The sequence below is a fragment of the Chryseobacterium sp. SC28 genome (genome assembly GCF_003932955.1).
Taxonomy (GTDB): domain Bacteria; phylum Bacteroidota; class Bacteroidia; order Flavobacteriales; family Weeksellaceae; genus Epilithonimonas.
In genome coordinates, this window is sequence record NZ_QOVY01000001.1 from 169,771 (window position 1) to 186,983 (window position 17,213).

A 17,213-nucleotide genomic window follows, 5' to 3' on the forward strand; every position below is an offset into this window, starting at 1 on the left:
AGACTGGAGAGCAACTCAGAAAATAAAAAGCATTGGGATTTGACTCTCAATGCTTTTTACAACTAACGATAACTTTAACTTTTATTTTGATCAACTGTTCTGCAGAGCTTCGGCTCCGGAAACAATTTCTAATATTTCGTTGGTAATAGCTGCCTGTCTTGCTTTGTTGTAGTAGATCTTAAGCTCATTTCTGAGGGCTTCAGCATTGTCGGTTGCCTTGTGCATAGCGGTCATCCGGGCGCCGTGCTCGGCTGCAACAGAATCCAAAATAGCTTTGAAAATCTGCGTTTTGATGGCTTTGGGGATTAACTCGTCGAGAATTGCTTGTCTGCCGGGTTCGAAGATATAATCTACATTAATTTCCGAAGCCATTTTATCTGCCGGTACCGAAATGGGCAGAACCTGCTCCATCACCACTTCCTGCGTGGCCGCATTGATGAACTTATTGTATACGACATAAACTTTATCAAACTTTCCGGTTTTGAAGTCGGACATTATTTTCTCTGTCATATTGGAAACGCGACCGAAGGAAAGATTGTCGTACAGTGAACTGTGATTTTCGTACACCGTTTTGTTTTTCCGCAATGCCTCGAAGGCTTTTTTACCCACGGTCAAAACTTCGATCTCTTTGTCTTGGTGAGCAGCAAATCCTACGTTGAGTTCTTTGATCACGGACGAGTTGAATGCGCCGGCCAAACCTCTGTTGGAAGTTACGGTGATGAAAAGAACTTTCTTCTCATCTCTTTTCAATGCAAATTCCGAGATATTGTCTGCATCCGAGGCTGCAACCACATTTTCTATGATTTCCTGAAGTTTTTCCGAGTACGGTCTCAACATGATGATGGCATCTTGCGCCTTCTTCAGTTTCGCTGCAGAAACCATTTTCATTGCGCTCGTAATCTGCATCGTTGAAGATATAGATGCGATCCTGCCTCGTATTTCTTTTAAGTTTGCCATATTATATTCTTAGTTGTTGGTAGTCGGTTGTTGGTTGTCAGTTCAAGAAAAAACATCTATCAGTATCCACCAAGAAGCCTCAACTAATTTTAATTATATTTTCCGGAGAGTTCTGTTGCAACTTGCCTCAAAACCCCTGTCAATTGATCGTCTATTTTACCGGCTTTTAGAGCCGCCATTACTTCCGGATGTTTATTTTTCAAGAAATCCACATATTCTACGAGGAATTCTTTTACTTTTCTGATGGGGATATCTCGCAAAAGATTCTCGGTGCCGGCGTAGATCATTGCAACTTGATTTTCCACAGGAAGTGGCGAGTTTACCGGTTGTTTTAGAAGTTCTACGTTTCTTTCTCCCTTAGAGATTACCGCCATAGTAGCCGCATCCAAATCGGAACCGAATTTGGCAAAAGCTTCCAGCTCTTTATATTGAGCCTGATCCAATTTAAGTGTGCCAGACACTTTTTTCATAGATTTGATTTGAGCATTACCTCCCACCCTGGATACGGAGATCCCAACGTTGATCGCCGGACGGACTCCTGAGTTGAAAAGATCTGTCTCCAAGAAGATCTGACCATCGGTGATCGAGATCACGTTTGTCGGGATATAAGCAGAGACGTCACCCGCTTGAGTTTCAATGATAGGAAGCGCAGTCAAAGATCCGCCACCTTTTACCAATGGCCGAATAGACTCCGGCAAATCATTCATTTGGGATGCAATGGTATCGTCTTTGATGATTTTGGCTGCTCTTTCCAATAATCTGGAGTGTAGATAGAAGACGTCTCCCGGATATGCTTCACGACCCGGCGGTCTTCTCAGCAAAAGTGAAAGCTCGCGGTACGCCACTGCTTGTTTCGACAGATCATCGTAAACGATCAAAGCAGGACGGCCGGTATCTCTGAAATATTCGCCGATAGAAGCACCGGCCATCGCCGCATAAACCTGCATCGGCACCGGATCCGAAGCGTTGGCAGCCACGATTACCGTATAAGCCAAAGCGCCTTTGTCCTCCAATGTTTTCACGATCTGGGCTACGGTTGAAGCCTTTTGGCCAATCGCCACATAGATGCAGTACACCGGTTGTCCGGCGTTATAAAATTCTCTTTGATTGATAATGGTATCGATGGCTACGACTGTTTTACCGGTTTGCCGGTCTCCAATGATCAATTCTCTTTGTCCTCTTCCAATAGGAATCATAGAATCGATGGCCACGATGCCGGTTTGAAGTGGCTCGGTCACCGGTTGGCGGAAGATGACGCCGGGCGCTTTCCGCTCCAACGGCATTTCGTAAAGTTCGCCAGTGATGGGTCCCTTGCCATCGATTGGAGCGCCTAACGTATCGACTACTCTGCCAAGCATTCCTTCACCCACGTTGATGGAGGATATTTTGTTGGTTCTTTTTACCGTGTCGCCTTCTTTTACCAGTTTGGATTCGCCAAGAAGTGCCACCCCCACATTATCCTCTTCCAAGTTTAGCACGATCCCCTCTACACCCACCTCGAATCTTACCAATTCTCCGTATTGTACATTTTCCAAACCGTAAACGCGGGCGATGCCATCCCCGATTGTAAGCACAGTCCCAACTTCTTCTATGTTAGATTGTGTATCGAAATTAGCTAATTGCTGCTTCAGTATCGCTGATACTTCTGCCGGATTTATTTCTGCCATTATAGGTTATTTTAATTAAGTTGAAATTCTTTTTTGATGTTGTTCAGCTTTGTTCGCACAGATGCGTCGATCTGCTGATCGCCAACTCTCAGGATATAACCTCCCAATATTTCCGGTTTCACGTTGGTCTTCAAATCATAATTGGAAACGTTGACCATCTTGGAATCGGTGATGATGCGCTGAATGTTTTTTTCCGATAAAGCCGAGGCAGTTACCAAGGAGACACGCTGCGTGCCATTGATGTCTTCTACTTTATTGATAAATTCCTGAGCGATGTTTTTCAGATGAGATTCTCTCCCATGTTTGATGACCAATCGGATAATGTTCTTAGAAACCGGAGAAAAATCTTTGAAAATCTGCAAAGCGATTGTTTCTTTCTTTTTTGCATCGATGATCGGCGAATTCATAAATCGATTCAGTTCTTTGGATGAAGACAATATTTTCACGATGGCCTTCATCTCACCGAAAATCACGTCCGTATTTCCGGATTCTTGCGTGAAATCCAACAGACCTTGAGCGTACCTTTTAGCGACTTTGGAGTTGGCCATCTCGATTAGTTTAAGTTTGAGTTGTTTAGAATATTTTCGACCAAAGCATTTTGTGCGCTGTCAGTGCTCAATTTTTCTCTCAGAATTCTTTCGGCGATGCTCACGGACAAGACTCCGATTTGGGTTTTGATGTCTGCCATAGCAGCATTTTTTTCCGCTTGGATGGATTGCCTTGCCGCTTCGATCATTTTTTCGCCTTCTATTTTGGCACTATCTTTAGCTTGGCTGATGATTTTATCTTTCATATCTCTTGCTTCCTTCAAGATGAGGTCTCTCTCGGCTCTTGCTTCGCGAATGATTCTTTCGTTATCTTCTTTCAAATGAGCCATTTCCTGCCTAGCCAATTTGGCCTGATTCATAGCATCGATGATGGAGGTCTCTCTTTCATCGATGGATTTCAGAATTGGTTTCCATGCAAACTTACCCAAGACGAACAGCAAGATCAAGAAAATGACAGATTGGATAATAAACAATCCGGATGAAAACTGATTAATTAATTCCATTATATAACTTAGATGATTTTTTTAAATTTAAATTAAAAATATTGCTGCAGCCAACCGCTGCAACAATATTTTTGGTTTTCAATTAGTTCACTGCGAACAATGCAGCAAATGCAACACCTTCTATAAGTGCCGCAGCAATAAGCATCACAGTTTGGATCCTTCCGTACTGCTCCGGTTGTCTGGCGATCGCTTCAAGAGCTGCCGCACCAATTCTTCCAATACCGATACCGGCACCAAGTACAGCTATACCTGCACCAACAATTTTAGGCATTTCCATAAAATATATAATTTAAAAAATTTGTTTCATTAATTTATTAATGAGCATGCTCGTGCTCTTCTACCGCCATCCCAATAAAAAGTGCAGACAGCATCGTAAAAATATAGGCCTGTAAAAACGCTACCAACACCTCCAGCAAATAGATGACAAACGTGAGAAAAGGGAAGGCAATTCCTGCAATCACATTTTTGAAAACATAGATCAACCCGATCAAGCTCATTATTACGATATGTCCGGCCGTCATATTAGCAAATAGACGGATCATCAATGCAAAAGGCTTTGTAATGGTTCCCAGCAATTCTATCGGCATCATAATCAATTTCATCGGCACAGGCACGCCGGGCATCCAGAAGATGTGCTGCCAGTAATCTTTATTTCCAGAAAAAGTCGTAATAAGATACGTCAAAACCGCCAGGAAAAATGTAATCGCAATATTGCCTGTGACGTTGATCCCGAAAGGCAACAAGCCTAAAATATTCAAAAATAAAATGTAGAAAAACACAGTCAGGAGATAACCCATATAGCGCTTGTACTTATGACCAATGTTTGGGATGGCAATATCATCTCTTATAAAAACCACCACCGGCTCAAAGAACTTGGCAACCCCTGCCGGCACCAAAGATTTCTTGTAAGACCTTGCCATTCCTACGAAAATAAACACCATCAACACAGACACCAACAAAATTATCAGAACACTTTTGGTGATGGATAGATCCAAAACTCTGTCCACAGTCGGGTGGTTGTTTTCATCGAGTTTTAAATCGCCCGAAGCGTCGGTTCTATAGATTTTTTCGTGATAAAGCTTGTAATATTTGCCTTTACTTTCTATCGGATATCCGTGTATAAATTCGCCACCTTTACCCTCAGCATTACTCATAAAAACATGAAAGCCTTCATCATAAATAATCACAGGTAGCGGAAAACCTATGTGATGACCCTCTTTATCAACCATCAACGTAAAATCATGAGCATCAAGAATGTCATGATCTATATACTCCTTGTTTTCTTGGGATATCTTCTCTTTTTCAGAAAGCGCAGAAGTTTCAGTCACAGCTCTACCCTGCTGATTACCAGCATTATCGTGCTGCGCAAAGGCGAGCACAAATGTCATAAAACTGTAAAATAAAATAGCCGTTTTCTTTAGCATTGATGATTTTTTTTCGTTGTGCAAAAATAGCTTATTTTTTTTCTTTTCAAGAATAAATTTACTGTTTTTTGTCATAATTAATAAGCTGTATTGCATAATATGTAATCAGCGCAGTAAGAACCAAATAAGGCAAAATAAAATGAAATTTGTAACCCGGGATTTCGTCAAAATGGAGTTTGTTTTTGATAAGATACATCAAAAAGAATTTTATTAAAATCAAACCCAGAACGGAAAGTCCCACAAATTGCGGCGCTGTCTTGTTGATAATCAAAAGAAGCGTTACCATCATCATAAAAATAAGACTGAGGAAAAGGTAGAACTTGATGATAATGACTTCGTCCAGATGAAACATAAACTTCCACAAACAAAAATGAATGATAAATGTCGAGAAAAACAAGACACTGATGACGGTATTTTTCCTGTTCTGCATCTACGGTAATATTCTTTTAATGGTAAGGCTAAAAAATTTCTCGCAAAATAGACCAACTGATTATTTATGTGCTTCGTTTTCTTCCTCTTTATTCAAAACTTCCAATCTTTTCAAAGTGGTATAAAGCGAAAGACAAAGCCCACTAAGGCCGATAACTAAAGCCAAAACACTAGAGCCGGTTTCGAAATAAAGATCCAACCGGTGACCTCCCCAAAAGGAAATCCCGATGATGAAGAGCATTTGGAAAACTATGGAAGAATAGAGCCCGTATTTCCGTAGCGCATTGGTGTTTCTACTTTGCTTGCCGTCCAAAATTATATTTTTTACAAAAGTAAACAATCTCGGCCAACTAAAACCTGATAATTATCTATCTCATTCTCAAAGCGAATGCGCCAAGGTTTTTAATTTTCAAGCTAAAATAAAATTATTTTTAATTATTTTTCCATTTTACGGTTTCCCGTAAGGAAATGTCATTTTATGTATTTACCTTTGTATCAAATTAATAATCGTAAGAACACAAGTGATGAATTATAAAGGGTTCCAAAGAGTCTGAAGGACAACTTTAGGCTCTTTTTATTTTCTTAGCATTTCGATATGGGGAATGTCGTCTTCCAAATATTTTTTCCCGGTCTCTGCAAATCCAAAAGCGGAATAAAACTTCAAAAGATAACTCTGTGCAGAAATCCGGATTTCGGCGGTACCCAACCGATTTTCTATAACCTCCAAGGCAAATTTTATCAACTGCTTTCCCAAACCACTGCCGCGCATCTTTTTGGTGGTGACGACCCTTCCTATAGATGCTTCGGGATATTTGATACCTTTGTCGAAAATCCTGCAGTACGCCAAAACTTCGTCCCCGTTCTCTGCCCATAGATGAAGCGCCAATTGGTCGTAATCGTCCAAATCCGCATACGGGCAATGCTGCTCTACGACGAAAACATTAATTCTGGCTTTGATGATTTCATAAAGTTCCGTCGTGGTAAGTTCCGAAAATGTTTTGATCTTCCACTCAATATTAGTCATCGAAACGCACTTTGTTTTTGATGAGAAACTGATTGGTATCTTGGATAAATTTGAGAATCTGCTCCGTTCCCGTTTTTTTTTCAGCAGACGTGACATAGATTTCCGGCAAGTCTTCCCAGGTTTTCAGAAGTTCCATTTTGTATGCATCCACATTTCTGTCTGCTCCGCCGGGTTTCAGTTTGTCGGCTTTGGTAAAAACGATGGAAAATGGGACGCTGCTCTCCCCACACCACTGCATAAACTCGAGATCGATTTTTTGGGGCGAAAGACGCGTGTCCACCAAAACAAAAAGATTGACCAGATTTTGCCGATTCAGGATATAATTGGTAATTAATTTTTCAAAATCCTTTCTCATATTTTTGGAAACTTTGGCGTAGCCGTATCCCGGCAAATCGGTAAGAAACCAGCTTTCATCCACCAAAAAGTGATTGATAAGCTGCGTTTTTCCCGGCGTTTGCGAGGTTTTCGCAAGATCTTTATGATTGGTCATAGCATTGATGAGCGATGATTTGCCCACGTTGGAACGTCCGATAAATGCATATTCCGGCAATGCCGGCTCGGGACAGTCTTGCCATTTTTGGCTACTTTTGACAAATTCTGCGCTTTTGATGACCATTTGTTTTTATATGAAAACCATCTACAAATCAAATTACTTTTGGATTAAAATTCAATGGCTTGATGGTTCGGAAGATTTATTAAGTTCAGATATTAATTCACTCTTTTTAGCCAGCTGTAGAGGATTTCATTGAACTCGTCGGGCTTTTCCATCATGGCCGCATGCCCGCATTTTTCGATCCAATATAACTCCGAGTTTTTAATGTACTTGTGCATATCTTCGGCCACTTCCGGCGGCGTCACATTGTCTTGCCTTCCCCAGATGATGCAGGTGGGGCAAGTTATTTTGGGAAGATCATTCAGCATATTGTGTTTGATGGCACTTCTCGCCAGCATCACCGTTTTGATGCCTTTCATTCGGTCATTGACAACAGCGAAAACCTCATCTACCAACTCATCGGTTGCGATAGCCGGATCGTAAAATACCTCCTGCGTCTTCCTTTTGATATACACTTTGTCGCTTTTTCTGGGGAAGCTATCTCCAAAAGTCCGTTCATACAAGCCGGAGCTCCCCGTTAAAACTAAATTCTGAACCAGCTCGGGTCGGGAGATCGTAAGAATAAGCCCAATATGTCCGCCCATAGAATTACCCACAACGGTTGCAGGTGTGCCAATGACATCGGTGATAAACTTGGCAACAAACTTCGAAATGGAAGTGAGATTGGTATTCAGAATGGGCAGGTCGTAGATTGGCAGTTGGGGGACGATCACCCTATAACCTTTCTCGGCAAAAAAATTAATCATTTTATCGAAGTTGCTCAGGCCTCCCATCAAGCCGTGCAGAAGCACCATAGGATGGCCTTCACCCGCTTCCACATAAGTATATTTCGTGTCTTTTTTGGTTTTAAAAATCATAATGCTATCTCGATCGCCGCTTAAAATACAAATAAAAGATTAATTTTTGTTTTGCACTTTATTAAAGCTAAATTTTAATTTATATTTAACACTCCTTTCAGTTCATCGATACGGTTGATGACCGGCATTGAGAATATTCCGCTGGTTCGCAGATATAGTTCGTAAAATGTTTTTGCCTTTTCCGCAAAGTCTTTTTTGCCTACTGCCATATAATGAAACATAAAAACATTCGCCAGCATTTCATAATAATGCGGATGGTCTTTTGGTTCGCGCAGTTTTACCATTTCTACGATTTCTTCAACGGATTTGGAGGATAAATCAGCAAAATCAATTTTGAAAATATCCTTCATCAAAGAATCGAAATCCAGTTCCTTCTGCATCAGACTTTCTTCCGGTTTCCCGAGAAGTAATTTTTCCAAAGCCTGCGTGAGTTGTCTTATTAATCTGAGTGTGAAATCTTTGTCCTGAATCATTTTAGAATTTTTTATCCGAAGAACAAATAGGCCAATATAATCGAAACAATGATGCCCACAAGATCTGCCAACAACATCGATCCCACTGTGTATCTTGTATCTCTGATGCCGACTGCGCCAAAATAAACGGCAATCACATAAAACGTCGTGTCGGAACTTCCCTGCAAAATGGCTGATAATTTCCCCGCGAAACTGTCTGCCCCGAAGGTTTTCATCGTGTCCACCATCATTCCTCGCGCACCGGAGCCCGACAAGGGTTTAATCAAAGCAGTGGGCAATCCGTCAACAAATCTGGTGTCCAGATGAGACGCACTCGCCATCCATTTCATACCGTCTATTATCACTTCGAAAACACCGCTCGTTCGCAATAAGGAAATGGCTATCAACATCCCTACCAAATATGGAATAATCTTGATGCAGACCCAAAAACCTTCCTTAGCACCATCGATAAAAGCATCAAATACGTTAATTTTTTTATAAACTGCGCCAACAACGATCGCTAAAAAAATCAATAGGATAATACCGTTGCTCATCACTTTGCTGAAAGAATCTAACTCGTCCTTACTCAATTGAACTAAATAAATGACCAGTAAGGCAATAAGGGCAGAAATACCACCAACATAAGCCAAAATAACCGGCTGAAAAAGATTAATTTTTTGTCTGATCGAAACAATTGTCATTGCGGCCAAAGTGGCGCAGAACGTCGCAATCATACACGGCAGGAAAATATCCGTTGGCGTCTGAGATCCCATCGAGGAGCGGATGGCGATGATGGAAACCGGAATCAATGTCAATCCGCTGGCGTGGAGACAGAGAAACATAATTTGCGCATTGCTGGCTCTGTCTTTATCGGGATTCAGGGTTTGGAGGCTTTCCATTGCTTTGAGTCCGAATGGGGTTGCCGCATTGTCCAGTCCTAATAGATTTGCGCTGAAATTCAGCATCATATGACCAAATGATGGATGGTTTTTCGGGATGTCGGGAAATAATTTGGAGAAGAAGGGCTGAATCAATCGGCTGAGGAAATTGATGCCGCCTGCTTTTTCGGCAATGCTCATAAAACCCATAAATAAGGCCATTATTCCTATCAATTTCAGACAGATATTGACCGCTGTTTCGCTGGTCCCGATGACGCCGTCGGTTGCTTGAATCCTATAAGTACTCACATTTTGAAGCGAGTCCATTTTGTAGTGAATATGACTTTCTTCAAAATCAGGATTAGCCTGCAAAGATTTCTGAATATGTGCTGGAAACCGAGCCAAAGGTTCCTGAGAGATTTGAATCGTATCGCCACCTTTTCCAACCACCATATCGTTGAAAATCTGCTTGTAGTGATCTGAACTCAAATATTTGACGGAAGCCACTGCAATCGCTACGATGATGAAGGCGGACCAAATCCTGCTTAGAACCATTGATTAACCTATTTTTTTAGTAAATGTATGAAAAAAGCAAGCTAAAAAGAAATTCCGCATAAAACCTTTATTATTCCAGATAGATAAGCTTTGTTTTGTCAACTTCTTCGTCGGCAGAAGTTATTAGAACGGCATCTTTCGCTTTTTTCTGAAGCTCTTCTATGAAGAAAGAACTTTCGAAGAATTGGCGGTGAACCCCCTGCAGGAGACTCATAAAATAATCCATTCCCACCCGATTGTTGTGAAGATCCATCTTAGTTTCCAATGCTTTGTTGGGGAACAATTCTTCGTGCATATCGGTAAGTTTTTGACACCATTTCAAAGCCTTTTCCGGCGAAGAAATTTTACAGAAATACATCATCATGAGGCAGCACCAATAGGCGTGGCGGAAAGCATTGCCTATGCCGCTGTTGGTACTGGAATTGGGGTACAGTTCCTTTGCTTTTCCGAATGCTTTCAAACTGGCATAAGTGTATAAAAACGCAAAAATAGGATGCTTGATCCCAATGGAAAAAACACGGAACAATTTACGAAAAGTCAGCGATCGTAAAGCTCTGAAAAATATGCTGATAAATCTCATAAAAAACTCTCCCAAAGCTGAGAGAGTAACTATTTTTTAGCTCATAAACCGAGGTTAATGATATTCGTGCATCAAAAGTTTGAAGGCTCGGGAAACGGACTGCTTGATTTCGGTTCTTTTCACAATGAAATCTACAAAGCCTTTTTCCTGCAAAAACTCCGAGGTTTGGAATCCTTCCGGAAGGTCTTTCCCTATGGTTTCGCGGATCACTCTTGGGCCGGCAAATCCGATCAAGGCGCCCGGCTCTGCCATGATGAGGTCTGCCGTCATGGCGAATGAAGCGGTGATGCCTCCAAAAGTTGGGTCTGTCAAATACGCGATGTAGGGCAAACCGGCATCCGAAAGCTGAACCAATTTGGACTGCACTTTTGCCAGCTGCATCAGAGAGTAAGCCGCCTCCTGCATCCTTGCACCGCCAGATTGGCAAATGATGATATAGGGCAACTTGTTTTTGATGCAATAATCTACGGCTCTGCGGATTTTTTCGCCCATCACAGATCCGAGAGATCCTCCGATAAATGCAAAATCCATACAGGAGACCACCATCTCGACGCCATCTACCTTTCCGGTTGCGTTTCGGATAGAGTCGGTGAGTTTGGTTTTGGATTTCACTTCTTTCAGGCGATCCGCGTAAGATTTGGTATCCTTAAATTTCAGCATATCCACGCTTTCCACATCGGCATCCAATTCTTTGAAGTTATGATCGTCAAAGAGCATATCGAAATATTCTTTGCTTCCGATTCTCACGTGGAAACCATCTTCCGGAGAGACGAAATTATTCGCTTTCAGCTGTTCGGCTTCTATAATTTTCCCGGTTGGCGTTTTGTGCCAAAGTCCTTTCGGGACGTCTTTTTTCTCCTCCGTAGAAGTCGTGATGTTCTGCGTTCTCCTTTTAAACCAATCAAATGCCATTTTCTTAGTATTTACGTAAAATGTATTAAGTAAACACTACAAAGGAAATGCGATTACACATTATACTTTGTACATTTTACTTTTTACAAAAAATTAAAGTGTGTTAATATTGTTCAGGTCTTCAAACGCCTGAGTCAATCTCTTGATGAAAGTTTCTTCGCCTTTCCTTACCCAAACTCTTGGATCGTAGAATTTTTTATTTGGCGCATCGGCTCCCGTCGGATTTCCGATTTGATGACGCAGATAATCGATTTTTTCTGTCATATAATCTCGGATTCCTTCTGTGTAGCCAAACTGGAGATCGGTATCGATGTTCATTTTTACAACACCGTAGCTGATCGCTTCGCGGATTTCCATCAAAGTAGATCCCGATCCGCCGTGGAATACGAAATTTACCGGTTTGTCTGCGGTTCCGAATTTTTGCTGGACATATTTTTGAGAATTGTCGAGGATTTTCGGGGTTAGTTTTACATTTCCCGGTTTGTACACGCCGTGAACGTTTCCGAAAGCGGCAGCGATGGTAAAATTGTCCGACACATTTTTCAGAACTTCGTAAGCGCGAGCTACTTCTTCGGGCTGGGTGTAGAGTTTGGCACTATCGATATCCGAGTTGTCCACGCCGTCTTCTTCTCCACCGGTTACGCCCAATTCTATTTCGAGTGTCATTTCCATTTTTGCCATTCTTTCGAGATATTTTGCAGAAAGTTCCAAATTTTCTTCGATAGGTTCTTCCGAAAGGTCGAGCATGTGAGAAGAGTATAGCGTCTTGCCGGTTTTCTTGTAGTGTTCTTCGCTGGCATCCAAGAGGCCATCTACCCAAGGCAATAATTTTTTGGCGCAATGATCTGTGTGCAGAATTACCGTCGCTCCGTAAGCTTCTGCCAAGGTGTGGATGTGCTTGGCGCCCGCTATTGCGCCGAGAACCGCCGCTCGTTGATTTTCGTTGCTCAATCCTTTTCCTGCGTTGAAGATGGATCCGCCGTTTGAAAATTGGATGATGATGGGCGCGTTCACTTTTGCGGCAGTTTCCATGGCTGCATTCACATTACTTGATCCGATGACGTTGGCCGCAGGAAGTGCAAACTGCTTCTCTTTGGCGTATTGGAATATTTCTGTTACTAAAGAACCGGTGGCAACTCCTGCCGGAAATTTTCTGCTCATTTCGATTTATTTTTAAAATTTTTTATGGACGGTAAAGTTACGAAATTATTAATTATTAGTATTCCGATTTTCACATATTAAGTAGAAGCCGCTATTCTTTTGTTAATTCCTTTTGTCATTTCCCCAAAGCAACTTTTGCCGAATGGTTTCATAGAAACTGAAATTTTTCGGTTTGATGAGAAATAGGGAGAAATCTGCTTTCTCAATGGTAATTTCGCTGCCGACTTGCATATGATAAAGTCGGGAATCTAAGGCCAATGTATATTCCTCGACACGGCTTTCTACGATTAATCTGATCTTGACATCATCTTTAACGATGAGTGGCCGAACGTTGAGATTATGCGGCGCAATCGGGGTGATGACGAAGTTGTCGTTAGCCGGCGAAATAATGGGTCCTCCGCAACTCAAGGAATAGGCCGTAGAACCAGTTGGTGTGGAAACGATCAAGCCGTCGCCCCAGAACACATTCAGGAAATAATCATTGATGTAAGATTCTACCGTAATCATCGAGGTCGTTTCCTTTCTGGACAAGCTGATGTCGTTGAGTGCGAAGGGAAAATCGATGTTGTTTTCTGTATTGGTGCTGATTTTGATGACCGATCTTTCGCTGATGTTGTAATTTTTGTCGAGAATGATAGAATCCAATTCGTCAAAAATCTGTTCTTTTCTGAAGTTTGCAAGGAATCCCAAACGTCCTGTGTTGACGCCGATAATGGGAATTTCGAGATCTTGGATGAAGGTCATCGCATTGAGAATGGTTCCGTCTCCGCCGAAACTGAAAACGATATTGACGTGTTCCCTCTCAAGTTCTTCTTTGCAGGAAAAAGTGTCGAATTCTTTAGAAAAATTGAGCCTTTCCGCCGTTTCTGCGTGCAAAATTACAGAGACATCCCTTATGGCCAGCTCGGTAATGAATTGGTTGAGGTACAGAAATGTATCTACATCTTTTTTTTGGGAATAGATGGCCGCCTTCATCGTTTATATTTCCAAAAATTTTTGAAAAAACCCGAAGCGGTCTTTCAGCAGTTCTTCTTTCTCATCGTCGTAGTGCTTGTTGACCACGTTGTAACCATATCTTTCGAAGGTCTCGTCTATGGAACTCAGATTTTCGTTGCTGATTTTGAGTGTGATTTCGATGCTGTCTTCTTTGATGGCGCTGATGAAGATTCCGTAGATTTTAGCATTGTTACTTTCCACGATCTGCGAAATTTCTGTCATCGAATAATGCAAACTATTGGTTTCGATCGTAAGAATCGCGCCACTTTCAGAATATAAAGGATATTTTGAAAACTCACTGAAGATGTCTTCGGAGGAAATATAACCCAGATATTTCTCTTCCTTAGAAATGACGGGGATAACATTGGCATTAAAAGTATGAAAAAGCTTGATGCTGTCGAGAATACTGTTGTCCTCGATGATCGCAAACCTTTCGTAGTGAATGCTAAGCGAATTCAATGTGCCTTCCGGGCTATCTTCTAAAAAAGGCTGGCTGAGACCTCCGAGGTAAACCCCCTTGCTTACGATAAAAACGTGCGAGTATCCGAATTCCTTGGCAGCCTCCGAAGCTTCTTCTATAGAGTCCTTGCCGGAGAAGACAGGGTAATCCTTGGAAATGTAGTCTTTTATAAACATTATGCTAATTTACAAAAATTCCGTTGCCGGCAAAGATTTTAAAAATTTTTATGAAATTTTATAAAAAGTATTGCTTTGTATTATCCAAAAAATATATCTTTGTCGCCTTTCATTTTTACTTTTTATTAGATTTATTTCAAACTGCGGCACTGTAAGGTGTTTGCAGTTTTTTTATTTTAGGCTTTCAAGGTTTTTGGCAAATTCCCACATTACAATGCCGCCGCAGACACTTACATTCAAAGAATGCTTGGTGCCCAATTGGGGAATTTCTAAGAAAATGCCAATGTTTGGAAGCGCTTCTTCGCTGATTCCATCGACTTCATTTCCTAAAATCAAGGCGTATTTTTGATCAGATTTAATTTTAAAAGCAGAAATTAATTGGCTGTCTGATGTTTGCTCAATTCCAATAATATTGAAGTTTTCTTTTTTAAGATTTTTAATCGCAACATTAATATCCTGCTCATAAATCCAGTCCACACTTTCCGTGGCGCCAAGCGCGGCCTTATGAATCTCTCGGTGAGGCGGGCGTGGCGTGATACCACACAAGACTACCTTCTCAACCAAAAAAGCATCGCCAGTTCTGAAGATCGCGCCCACGTTGTGCATGCTTCTCACGTTATCAAGGATAACAACCAATGGAATTTTCGGCGTTTTTTTGAAGGTATCAACGTCGATGCGCCCCAGCTCTTCGAGTTTTAATTTCTTTGTCACAATCAGGCTTTATTTATTATTAAATCCACGTTCCTCCCGATGTTTTTGGCAATAGATTCCATCGGAATATCATTTTCGTCATTGTTGAATGGATCTTCGATTTCTTCAGCAATCAGCTCTAGACTCATTAATACATAATAAACAAACATTGTAATCGGTATCATAAAATATCCGAGGTTCACGACATTCGCCACAGGAAGCGCCAAGACATAGAAAACAACAAATTTCTTGATGAATGAGGAATAAGAATAAGGAATCGGTGTGTTTTTGATCCTTTCGCAGCCACCGCAGACATCTAGAAAACCGGAAAGTTGGGCGTCAAGAAACAACATTTCCGTATCGGAGATTTTCCCTTCTTTTTTCATTTGATAAAGTTTTTTGGTCAGCAAGAAAATCACTTCTGCGGGTGGATGATGTTTCAATTCGTTGGCGAGATCGGCAAAATCTGCATCCAAAATTAAGCTTGTGGATTCCTTGGAAAGATGGCCTGCCAAGAAATGAGGAAAAAACTTGATATATTTTGCAATCTGAGCTTTTGTTTTAAAATCTTTTTCATCCAGAATTCCGCAAATCTTGATGATAAAGTTTCGGCTGTCATTGACTAGTTTTCCCCAGAGTTTTCGCCCTTCCCACCATCGGTCGTACGCCGTATTGGTCCTGAAAACCAATAGCATAGACAACACAAATCCCAGCAAAGAATGGAGCATACCGATATGGCTTACGGTTGATTTTGCAGTGAGCCGCAGATATTCGAGTTCGAAAAAATACACTGCAAGCGAATAGGCACCCACGAGCAATATTGATGGGAAAAGAATCTTCAAAGTATCTGATTTATGAAGACTCACCAGAATTTTGAGAAAGTTTTTGGTGTTGTAGGCGCGCATAAAGTGCTTTTGAGCACAAAGGTAACCGATATCAAATAAAAATTCGGATTTACGCTACAATTAATAAAGTTTTAAAACCGTTTCTGAAAATTATTTTTAAATTTAAACTTTTAAAAAATACGTGCCGGCTATGACAGAAAAATATGACCCCGAGGATAAAAAACGAGACGAAAGTCGAATAAATGCAGATGTATTCAGTAATAGATATAGAAAGTAACGGCGCGCCTTTCCGTAAGGAAAGCATCATAGAAATTGCGATCTATCGCTTTGATGGTCACGAGATTACAGACCAGTTTATCTCGCTCGTGAATCCGGAAGACGAGATCTCCGTTTTTGTTCAAAAGCTTACGGGAATCTCAGCGAAAATGGTTTTGACTGCTCCAAAATTTCACGAAATTGCAAAACGAGTGGTCGAGATCACGCAGGATTCTACCTTGGTTGGCCACAACATCGAGTTCGATTACCGAATGCTTCGCCAATCGTTCAAACGCCTTGGTTATGATTTCAAGATCAATACTTTAGACACAATTCCATTAGCCCAAAAACTGATTCCCGATGAGAAAAGCTATTCATTGAGCAAACTCTGCAAATCCATCGGAATTCCGCTCACAGAAGCGCACCGAGCGAGTGGTGATGCGAGAGCGACTTTGGATCTGTTTAAGTTGCTGATGATCAAAGATCAAAACAATGAAATCATCCAATCTCAACACGAAGAAAATCACGCGAAAAGTTATCTTAATAAAATCCAATCGCTAACAGAAGACCTTCCAAACGAGCGCGGAATCTTATATTTCCAAAATTCTGAAGGGAAAATCATCTATTCTGATGTCGTGGAAGACCTTTACAAATCTGCCAAAAAAATCCTTGAATCGGATTCAAGGAAATACAAGAACATTCAGGAACATTCAGTTCTGACTTCCTACGAACTGACGGGAACCGACCTGATTGCCAAACTGATGATGAAGAATAAAGGCATCAGTAAAACGCAACCTTTGCCTTTCGGATTGTTTCACAGAAAGAATAAATTCATTCTTGAGAAAATCAAAAAAGAGCAGGAAGAGAGACCTTATTTAAGATTCAAAAGTTTTACGCAAGGTTTGAAAGCCATCAATTACATCAAATCCAAACCGGAGTTGAGAGAAAATCTTGAAGAATTCACGCAGAAAATCAATCTTAAAAAAAGAAACGAAATCTGGACCTCATCCGGAAGAACTTTGGGCGAAAAGTCTTTCCTCATCTTAGAAAACGGAAAACTGACAGGATTTGGATTTTACGATTTGTATCATCAAATCCAATCTTTGGAGAAAATTAAAAAACTGATGCTGCCTGTTACCAGATTCTCTCAGGATTTGCAGAATGATTTGCAATTGGCGCTTTTGAGGAATGAGTTTGAGGTTTTGGAGTTGCCGAAAGTTTGATTTAAAAA

Annotated in this window: 21 protein-coding genes; 1 reads left to right on the plus strand and 20 read right to left on the minus strand. The window is 41.1% G+C overall.

All coding sequences use genetic code 11. The features are described from left to right. Positions 1–90: 90 nt before the first annotated feature. The 20 genes from atpG to DTW91_RS00860 all read right to left on the minus strand — a co-directional run bounded on the left by atpG (position 91) and on the right by DTW91_RS00860 (position 15,787). Positions 91–957, minus strand: coding sequence for an ATP synthase F1 subunit gamma (gene atpG, locus DTW91_RS00765; RefSeq protein ID WP_125201512.1), 867 nt, complete (start codon positions 955–957; stop codon positions 91–93). Between the two features lie 89 nt (positions 958–1,046). Continuing rightward, complete coding sequence (atpA, locus tag DTW91_RS00770; RefSeq protein WP_125201513.1) at positions 1,047–2,624, minus strand: F0F1 ATP synthase subunit alpha; 1,578 nt, start codon at positions 2,622–2,624, stop codon at positions 1,047–1,049. Positions 2,625–2,635: 11 nt separating this feature from the next. Continuing rightward, a complete protein-coding gene (gene atpH, locus DTW91_RS00775) occupies positions 2,636–3,172 on the minus strand; it encodes an ATP synthase F1 subunit delta (RefSeq protein WP_125201514.1) in 537 nt (178 codons plus the stop codon). Between the two features lie 5 nt (positions 3,173–3,177). Next, positions 3,178–3,675, minus strand: coding sequence for a F0F1 ATP synthase subunit B (locus tag DTW91_RS00780; RefSeq protein WP_125201515.1), 498 nt, complete (start codon positions 3,673–3,675; stop codon positions 3,178–3,180). 82 nt (positions 3,676–3,757) lie between these two features. Continuing rightward, on the minus strand, positions 3,758–3,952 hold the full coding sequence (gene atpE / locus DTW91_RS00785; RefSeq protein WP_125201516.1) for an ATP synthase F0 subunit C: 195 nt from the start codon (positions 3,950–3,952) through the stop codon (positions 3,758–3,760). A gap of 37 nt (positions 3,953–3,989) precedes the next feature. Further along, positions 3,990–5,099 carry a F0F1 ATP synthase subunit A gene (gene atpB, locus DTW91_RS00790; RefSeq protein ID WP_125201517.1) on the minus strand — a complete coding sequence of 370 codons (1,110 nt, stop codon included), beginning with the start codon at positions 5,097–5,099 and terminating at the stop codon, positions 3,990–3,992. 58 nt (positions 5,100–5,157) lie between these two features. Next, on the minus strand, positions 5,158–5,529 hold the full coding sequence (locus tag DTW91_RS00795; protein ID WP_125201518.1) for a hypothetical protein: 372 nt from the start codon (positions 5,527–5,529) through the stop codon (positions 5,158–5,160). Between the two features lie 60 nt (positions 5,530–5,589). Further along, positions 5,590–5,841, minus strand: a complete 252-nt coding sequence (locus DTW91_RS00800; RefSeq protein ID WP_125201519.1) for an AtpZ/AtpI family protein — start codon at positions 5,839–5,841, stop codon at positions 5,590–5,592. Positions 5,842–6,102: 261 nt separating this feature from the next. Beyond that, positions 6,103–6,552, minus strand: coding sequence for a GNAT family N-acetyltransferase (locus tag DTW91_RS00805; protein WP_125201520.1), 450 nt, complete (start codon positions 6,550–6,552; stop codon positions 6,103–6,105). Next, positions 6,545–7,168: a ribosome biogenesis GTP-binding protein YihA/YsxC gene (gene yihA, locus DTW91_RS00810; RefSeq protein ID WP_125201521.1), complete on the minus strand. Its 624-nt coding sequence runs from the start codon at positions 7,166–7,168 to the stop codon at positions 6,545–6,547. The genes DTW91_RS00805 and yihA overlap by 8 nt, the downstream gene beginning before the upstream one ends. A 92-nt stretch (positions 7,169–7,260) precedes the next feature. Then, positions 7,261–8,022 (minus strand): alpha/beta fold hydrolase, encoded by a 762-nt coding sequence (locus DTW91_RS00815; protein ID WP_125201522.1) that lies wholly within the window; start codon positions 8,020–8,022, stop codon positions 7,261–7,263. Positions 8,023–8,096: 74 nt separating this feature from the next. Continuing rightward, complete coding sequence (locus tag DTW91_RS00820; RefSeq protein ID WP_125201523.1) at positions 8,097–8,495, minus strand: hypothetical protein; 399 nt, start codon at positions 8,493–8,495, stop codon at positions 8,097–8,099. Between the two features lie 11 nt (positions 8,496–8,506). Beyond that, positions 8,507–9,907, minus strand: a complete 1,401-nt coding sequence (locus DTW91_RS00825) for a nucleoside recognition domain-containing protein (RefSeq protein ID WP_125201524.1) — start codon at positions 9,905–9,907, stop codon at positions 8,507–8,509. A 70-nt stretch (positions 9,908–9,977) separates the two neighbouring features. Further along, the gene (locus DTW91_RS00830; RefSeq protein WP_317125999.1) at positions 9,978–10,433 is read right to left on the minus strand and encodes a DUF6973 domain-containing protein; all 456 of its coding nucleotides are present in this window, start codon (positions 10,431–10,433) and stop codon (positions 9,978–9,980) included. Positions 10,434–10,541: 108 nt separating this feature from the next. After that, complete coding sequence (accD, locus tag DTW91_RS00835) at positions 10,542–11,399, minus strand: acetyl-CoA carboxylase, carboxyltransferase subunit beta (protein WP_125201526.1); 858 nt, start codon at positions 11,397–11,399, stop codon at positions 10,542–10,544. A 93-nt stretch (positions 11,400–11,492) separates the two neighbouring features. After that, positions 11,493–12,560, minus strand: a complete 1,068-nt coding sequence (gene fbaA / locus DTW91_RS00840; protein WP_125201527.1) for a class II fructose-bisphosphate aldolase — start codon at positions 12,558–12,560, stop codon at positions 11,493–11,495. A gap of 102 nt (positions 12,561–12,662) precedes the next feature. Then, positions 12,663–13,535 (minus strand): NAD kinase, encoded by an 873-nt coding sequence (locus tag DTW91_RS00845; RefSeq protein WP_125201528.1) that lies wholly within the window; start codon positions 13,533–13,535, stop codon positions 12,663–12,665. Between the two features lie 3 nt (positions 13,536–13,538). Next, positions 13,539–14,192 (minus strand): CBS domain-containing protein, encoded by a 654-nt coding sequence (locus DTW91_RS00850; protein ID WP_125201529.1) that lies wholly within the window; start codon positions 14,190–14,192, stop codon positions 13,539–13,541. 171 nt (positions 14,193–14,363) lie between these two features. Beyond that, complete coding sequence (locus tag DTW91_RS00855) at positions 14,364–14,903, minus strand: RNA methyltransferase (RefSeq protein ID WP_125201530.1); 540 nt, start codon at positions 14,901–14,903, stop codon at positions 14,364–14,366. A 2-nt stretch (positions 14,904–14,905) separates the two neighbouring features. Next, positions 14,906–15,787: a bestrophin family protein gene (locus tag DTW91_RS00860; protein ID WP_125201531.1), complete on the minus strand. Its 882-nt coding sequence runs from the start codon at positions 15,785–15,787 to the stop codon at positions 14,906–14,908. 188 nt (positions 15,788–15,975) lie between these two features. Between DTW91_RS00860 and DTW91_RS00865 the strand changes: the two genes are divergently transcribed. After that, on the plus strand, positions 15,976–17,205 hold the full coding sequence (locus DTW91_RS00865; protein ID WP_125201532.1) for a PolC-type DNA polymerase III: 1,230 nt from the start codon (positions 15,976–15,978) through the stop codon (positions 17,203–17,205). The last annotated feature ends 8 nt before the right edge of the window (positions 17,206–17,213 follow it).

Excerpts from the sequence above, each read along its gene's own strand:
- atpG (WP_125201512.1), bottom strand. The coding sequence starts at position 957 with ATGGCAAACTTAAAAGAAATACGAGGCAGGATCGCATCTATATCTTCA.
- atpA (WP_125201513.1), bottom strand. The coding sequence starts at position 2,624 with ATGGCAGAAATAAATCCGGCAGAAGTATCAGCGATACTGAAGCAGCAA.
- atpH (WP_125201514.1), bottom strand. The coding sequence starts at position 3,172 with ATGGCCAACTCCAAAGTCGCTAAAAGGTACGCTCAAGGTCTGTTGGAT.
- DTW91_RS00780 (WP_125201515.1), bottom strand. The coding sequence starts at position 3,675 with ATGGAATTAATTAATCAGTTTTCATCCGGATTGTTTATTATCCAATCT.
- atpE (WP_125201516.1), bottom strand. The coding sequence starts at position 3,952 with ATGGAAATGCCTAAAATTGTTGGTGCAGGTATAGCTGTACTTGGTGCC.
- atpB (WP_125201517.1), bottom strand. The coding sequence starts at position 5,099 with ATGCTAAAGAAAACGGCTATTTTATTTTACAGTTTTATGACATTTGTG.
- DTW91_RS00795 (WP_125201518.1), bottom strand. The coding sequence starts at position 5,529 with ATGCAGAACAGGAAAAATACCGTCATCAGTGTCTTGTTTTTCTCGACA.
- DTW91_RS00805 (WP_125201520.1), bottom strand. The coding sequence starts at position 6,552 with ATGACTAATATTGAGTGGAAGATCAAAACATTTTCGGAACTTACCACG.
- yihA (WP_125201521.1), bottom strand. The coding sequence starts at position 7,168 with ATGGTCATCAAAAGCGCAGAATTTGTCAAAAGTAGCCAAAAATGGCAA.
- DTW91_RS00815 (WP_125201522.1), bottom strand. The coding sequence starts at position 8,022 with ATGATTTTTAAAACCAAAAAAGACACGAAATATACTTATGTGGAAGCG.
- DTW91_RS00820 (WP_125201523.1), bottom strand. The coding sequence starts at position 8,495 with ATGATTCAGGACAAAGATTTCACACTCAGATTAATAAGACAACTCACG.
- DTW91_RS00825 (WP_125201524.1), bottom strand. The coding sequence starts at position 9,907 with ATGGTTCTAAGCAGGATTTGGTCCGCCTTCATCATCGTAGCGATTGCA.
- accD (WP_125201526.1), bottom strand. The coding sequence starts at position 11,399 with ATGGCATTTGATTGGTTTAAAAGGAGAACGCAGAACATCACGACTTCT.
- fbaA (WP_125201527.1), bottom strand. The coding sequence starts at position 12,560 with ATGAGCAGAAAATTTCCGGCAGGAGTTGCCACCGGTTCTTTAGTAACA.
- DTW91_RS00845 (WP_125201528.1), bottom strand. The coding sequence starts at position 13,535 with ATGAAGGCGGCCATCTATTCCCAAAAAAAAGATGTAGATACATTTCTG.
- DTW91_RS00850 (WP_125201529.1), bottom strand. The coding sequence starts at position 14,192 with ATGTTTATAAAAGACTACATTTCCAAGGATTACCCTGTCTTCTCCGGC.
- DTW91_RS00860 (WP_125201531.1), bottom strand. The coding sequence starts at position 15,787 with ATGCGCGCCTACAACACCAAAAACTTTCTCAAAATTCTGGTGAGTCTT.
- DTW91_RS00865 (WP_125201532.1), top strand. The coding sequence starts at position 15,976 with ATGTATTCAGTAATAGATATAGAAAGTAACGGCGCGCCTTTCCGTAAG.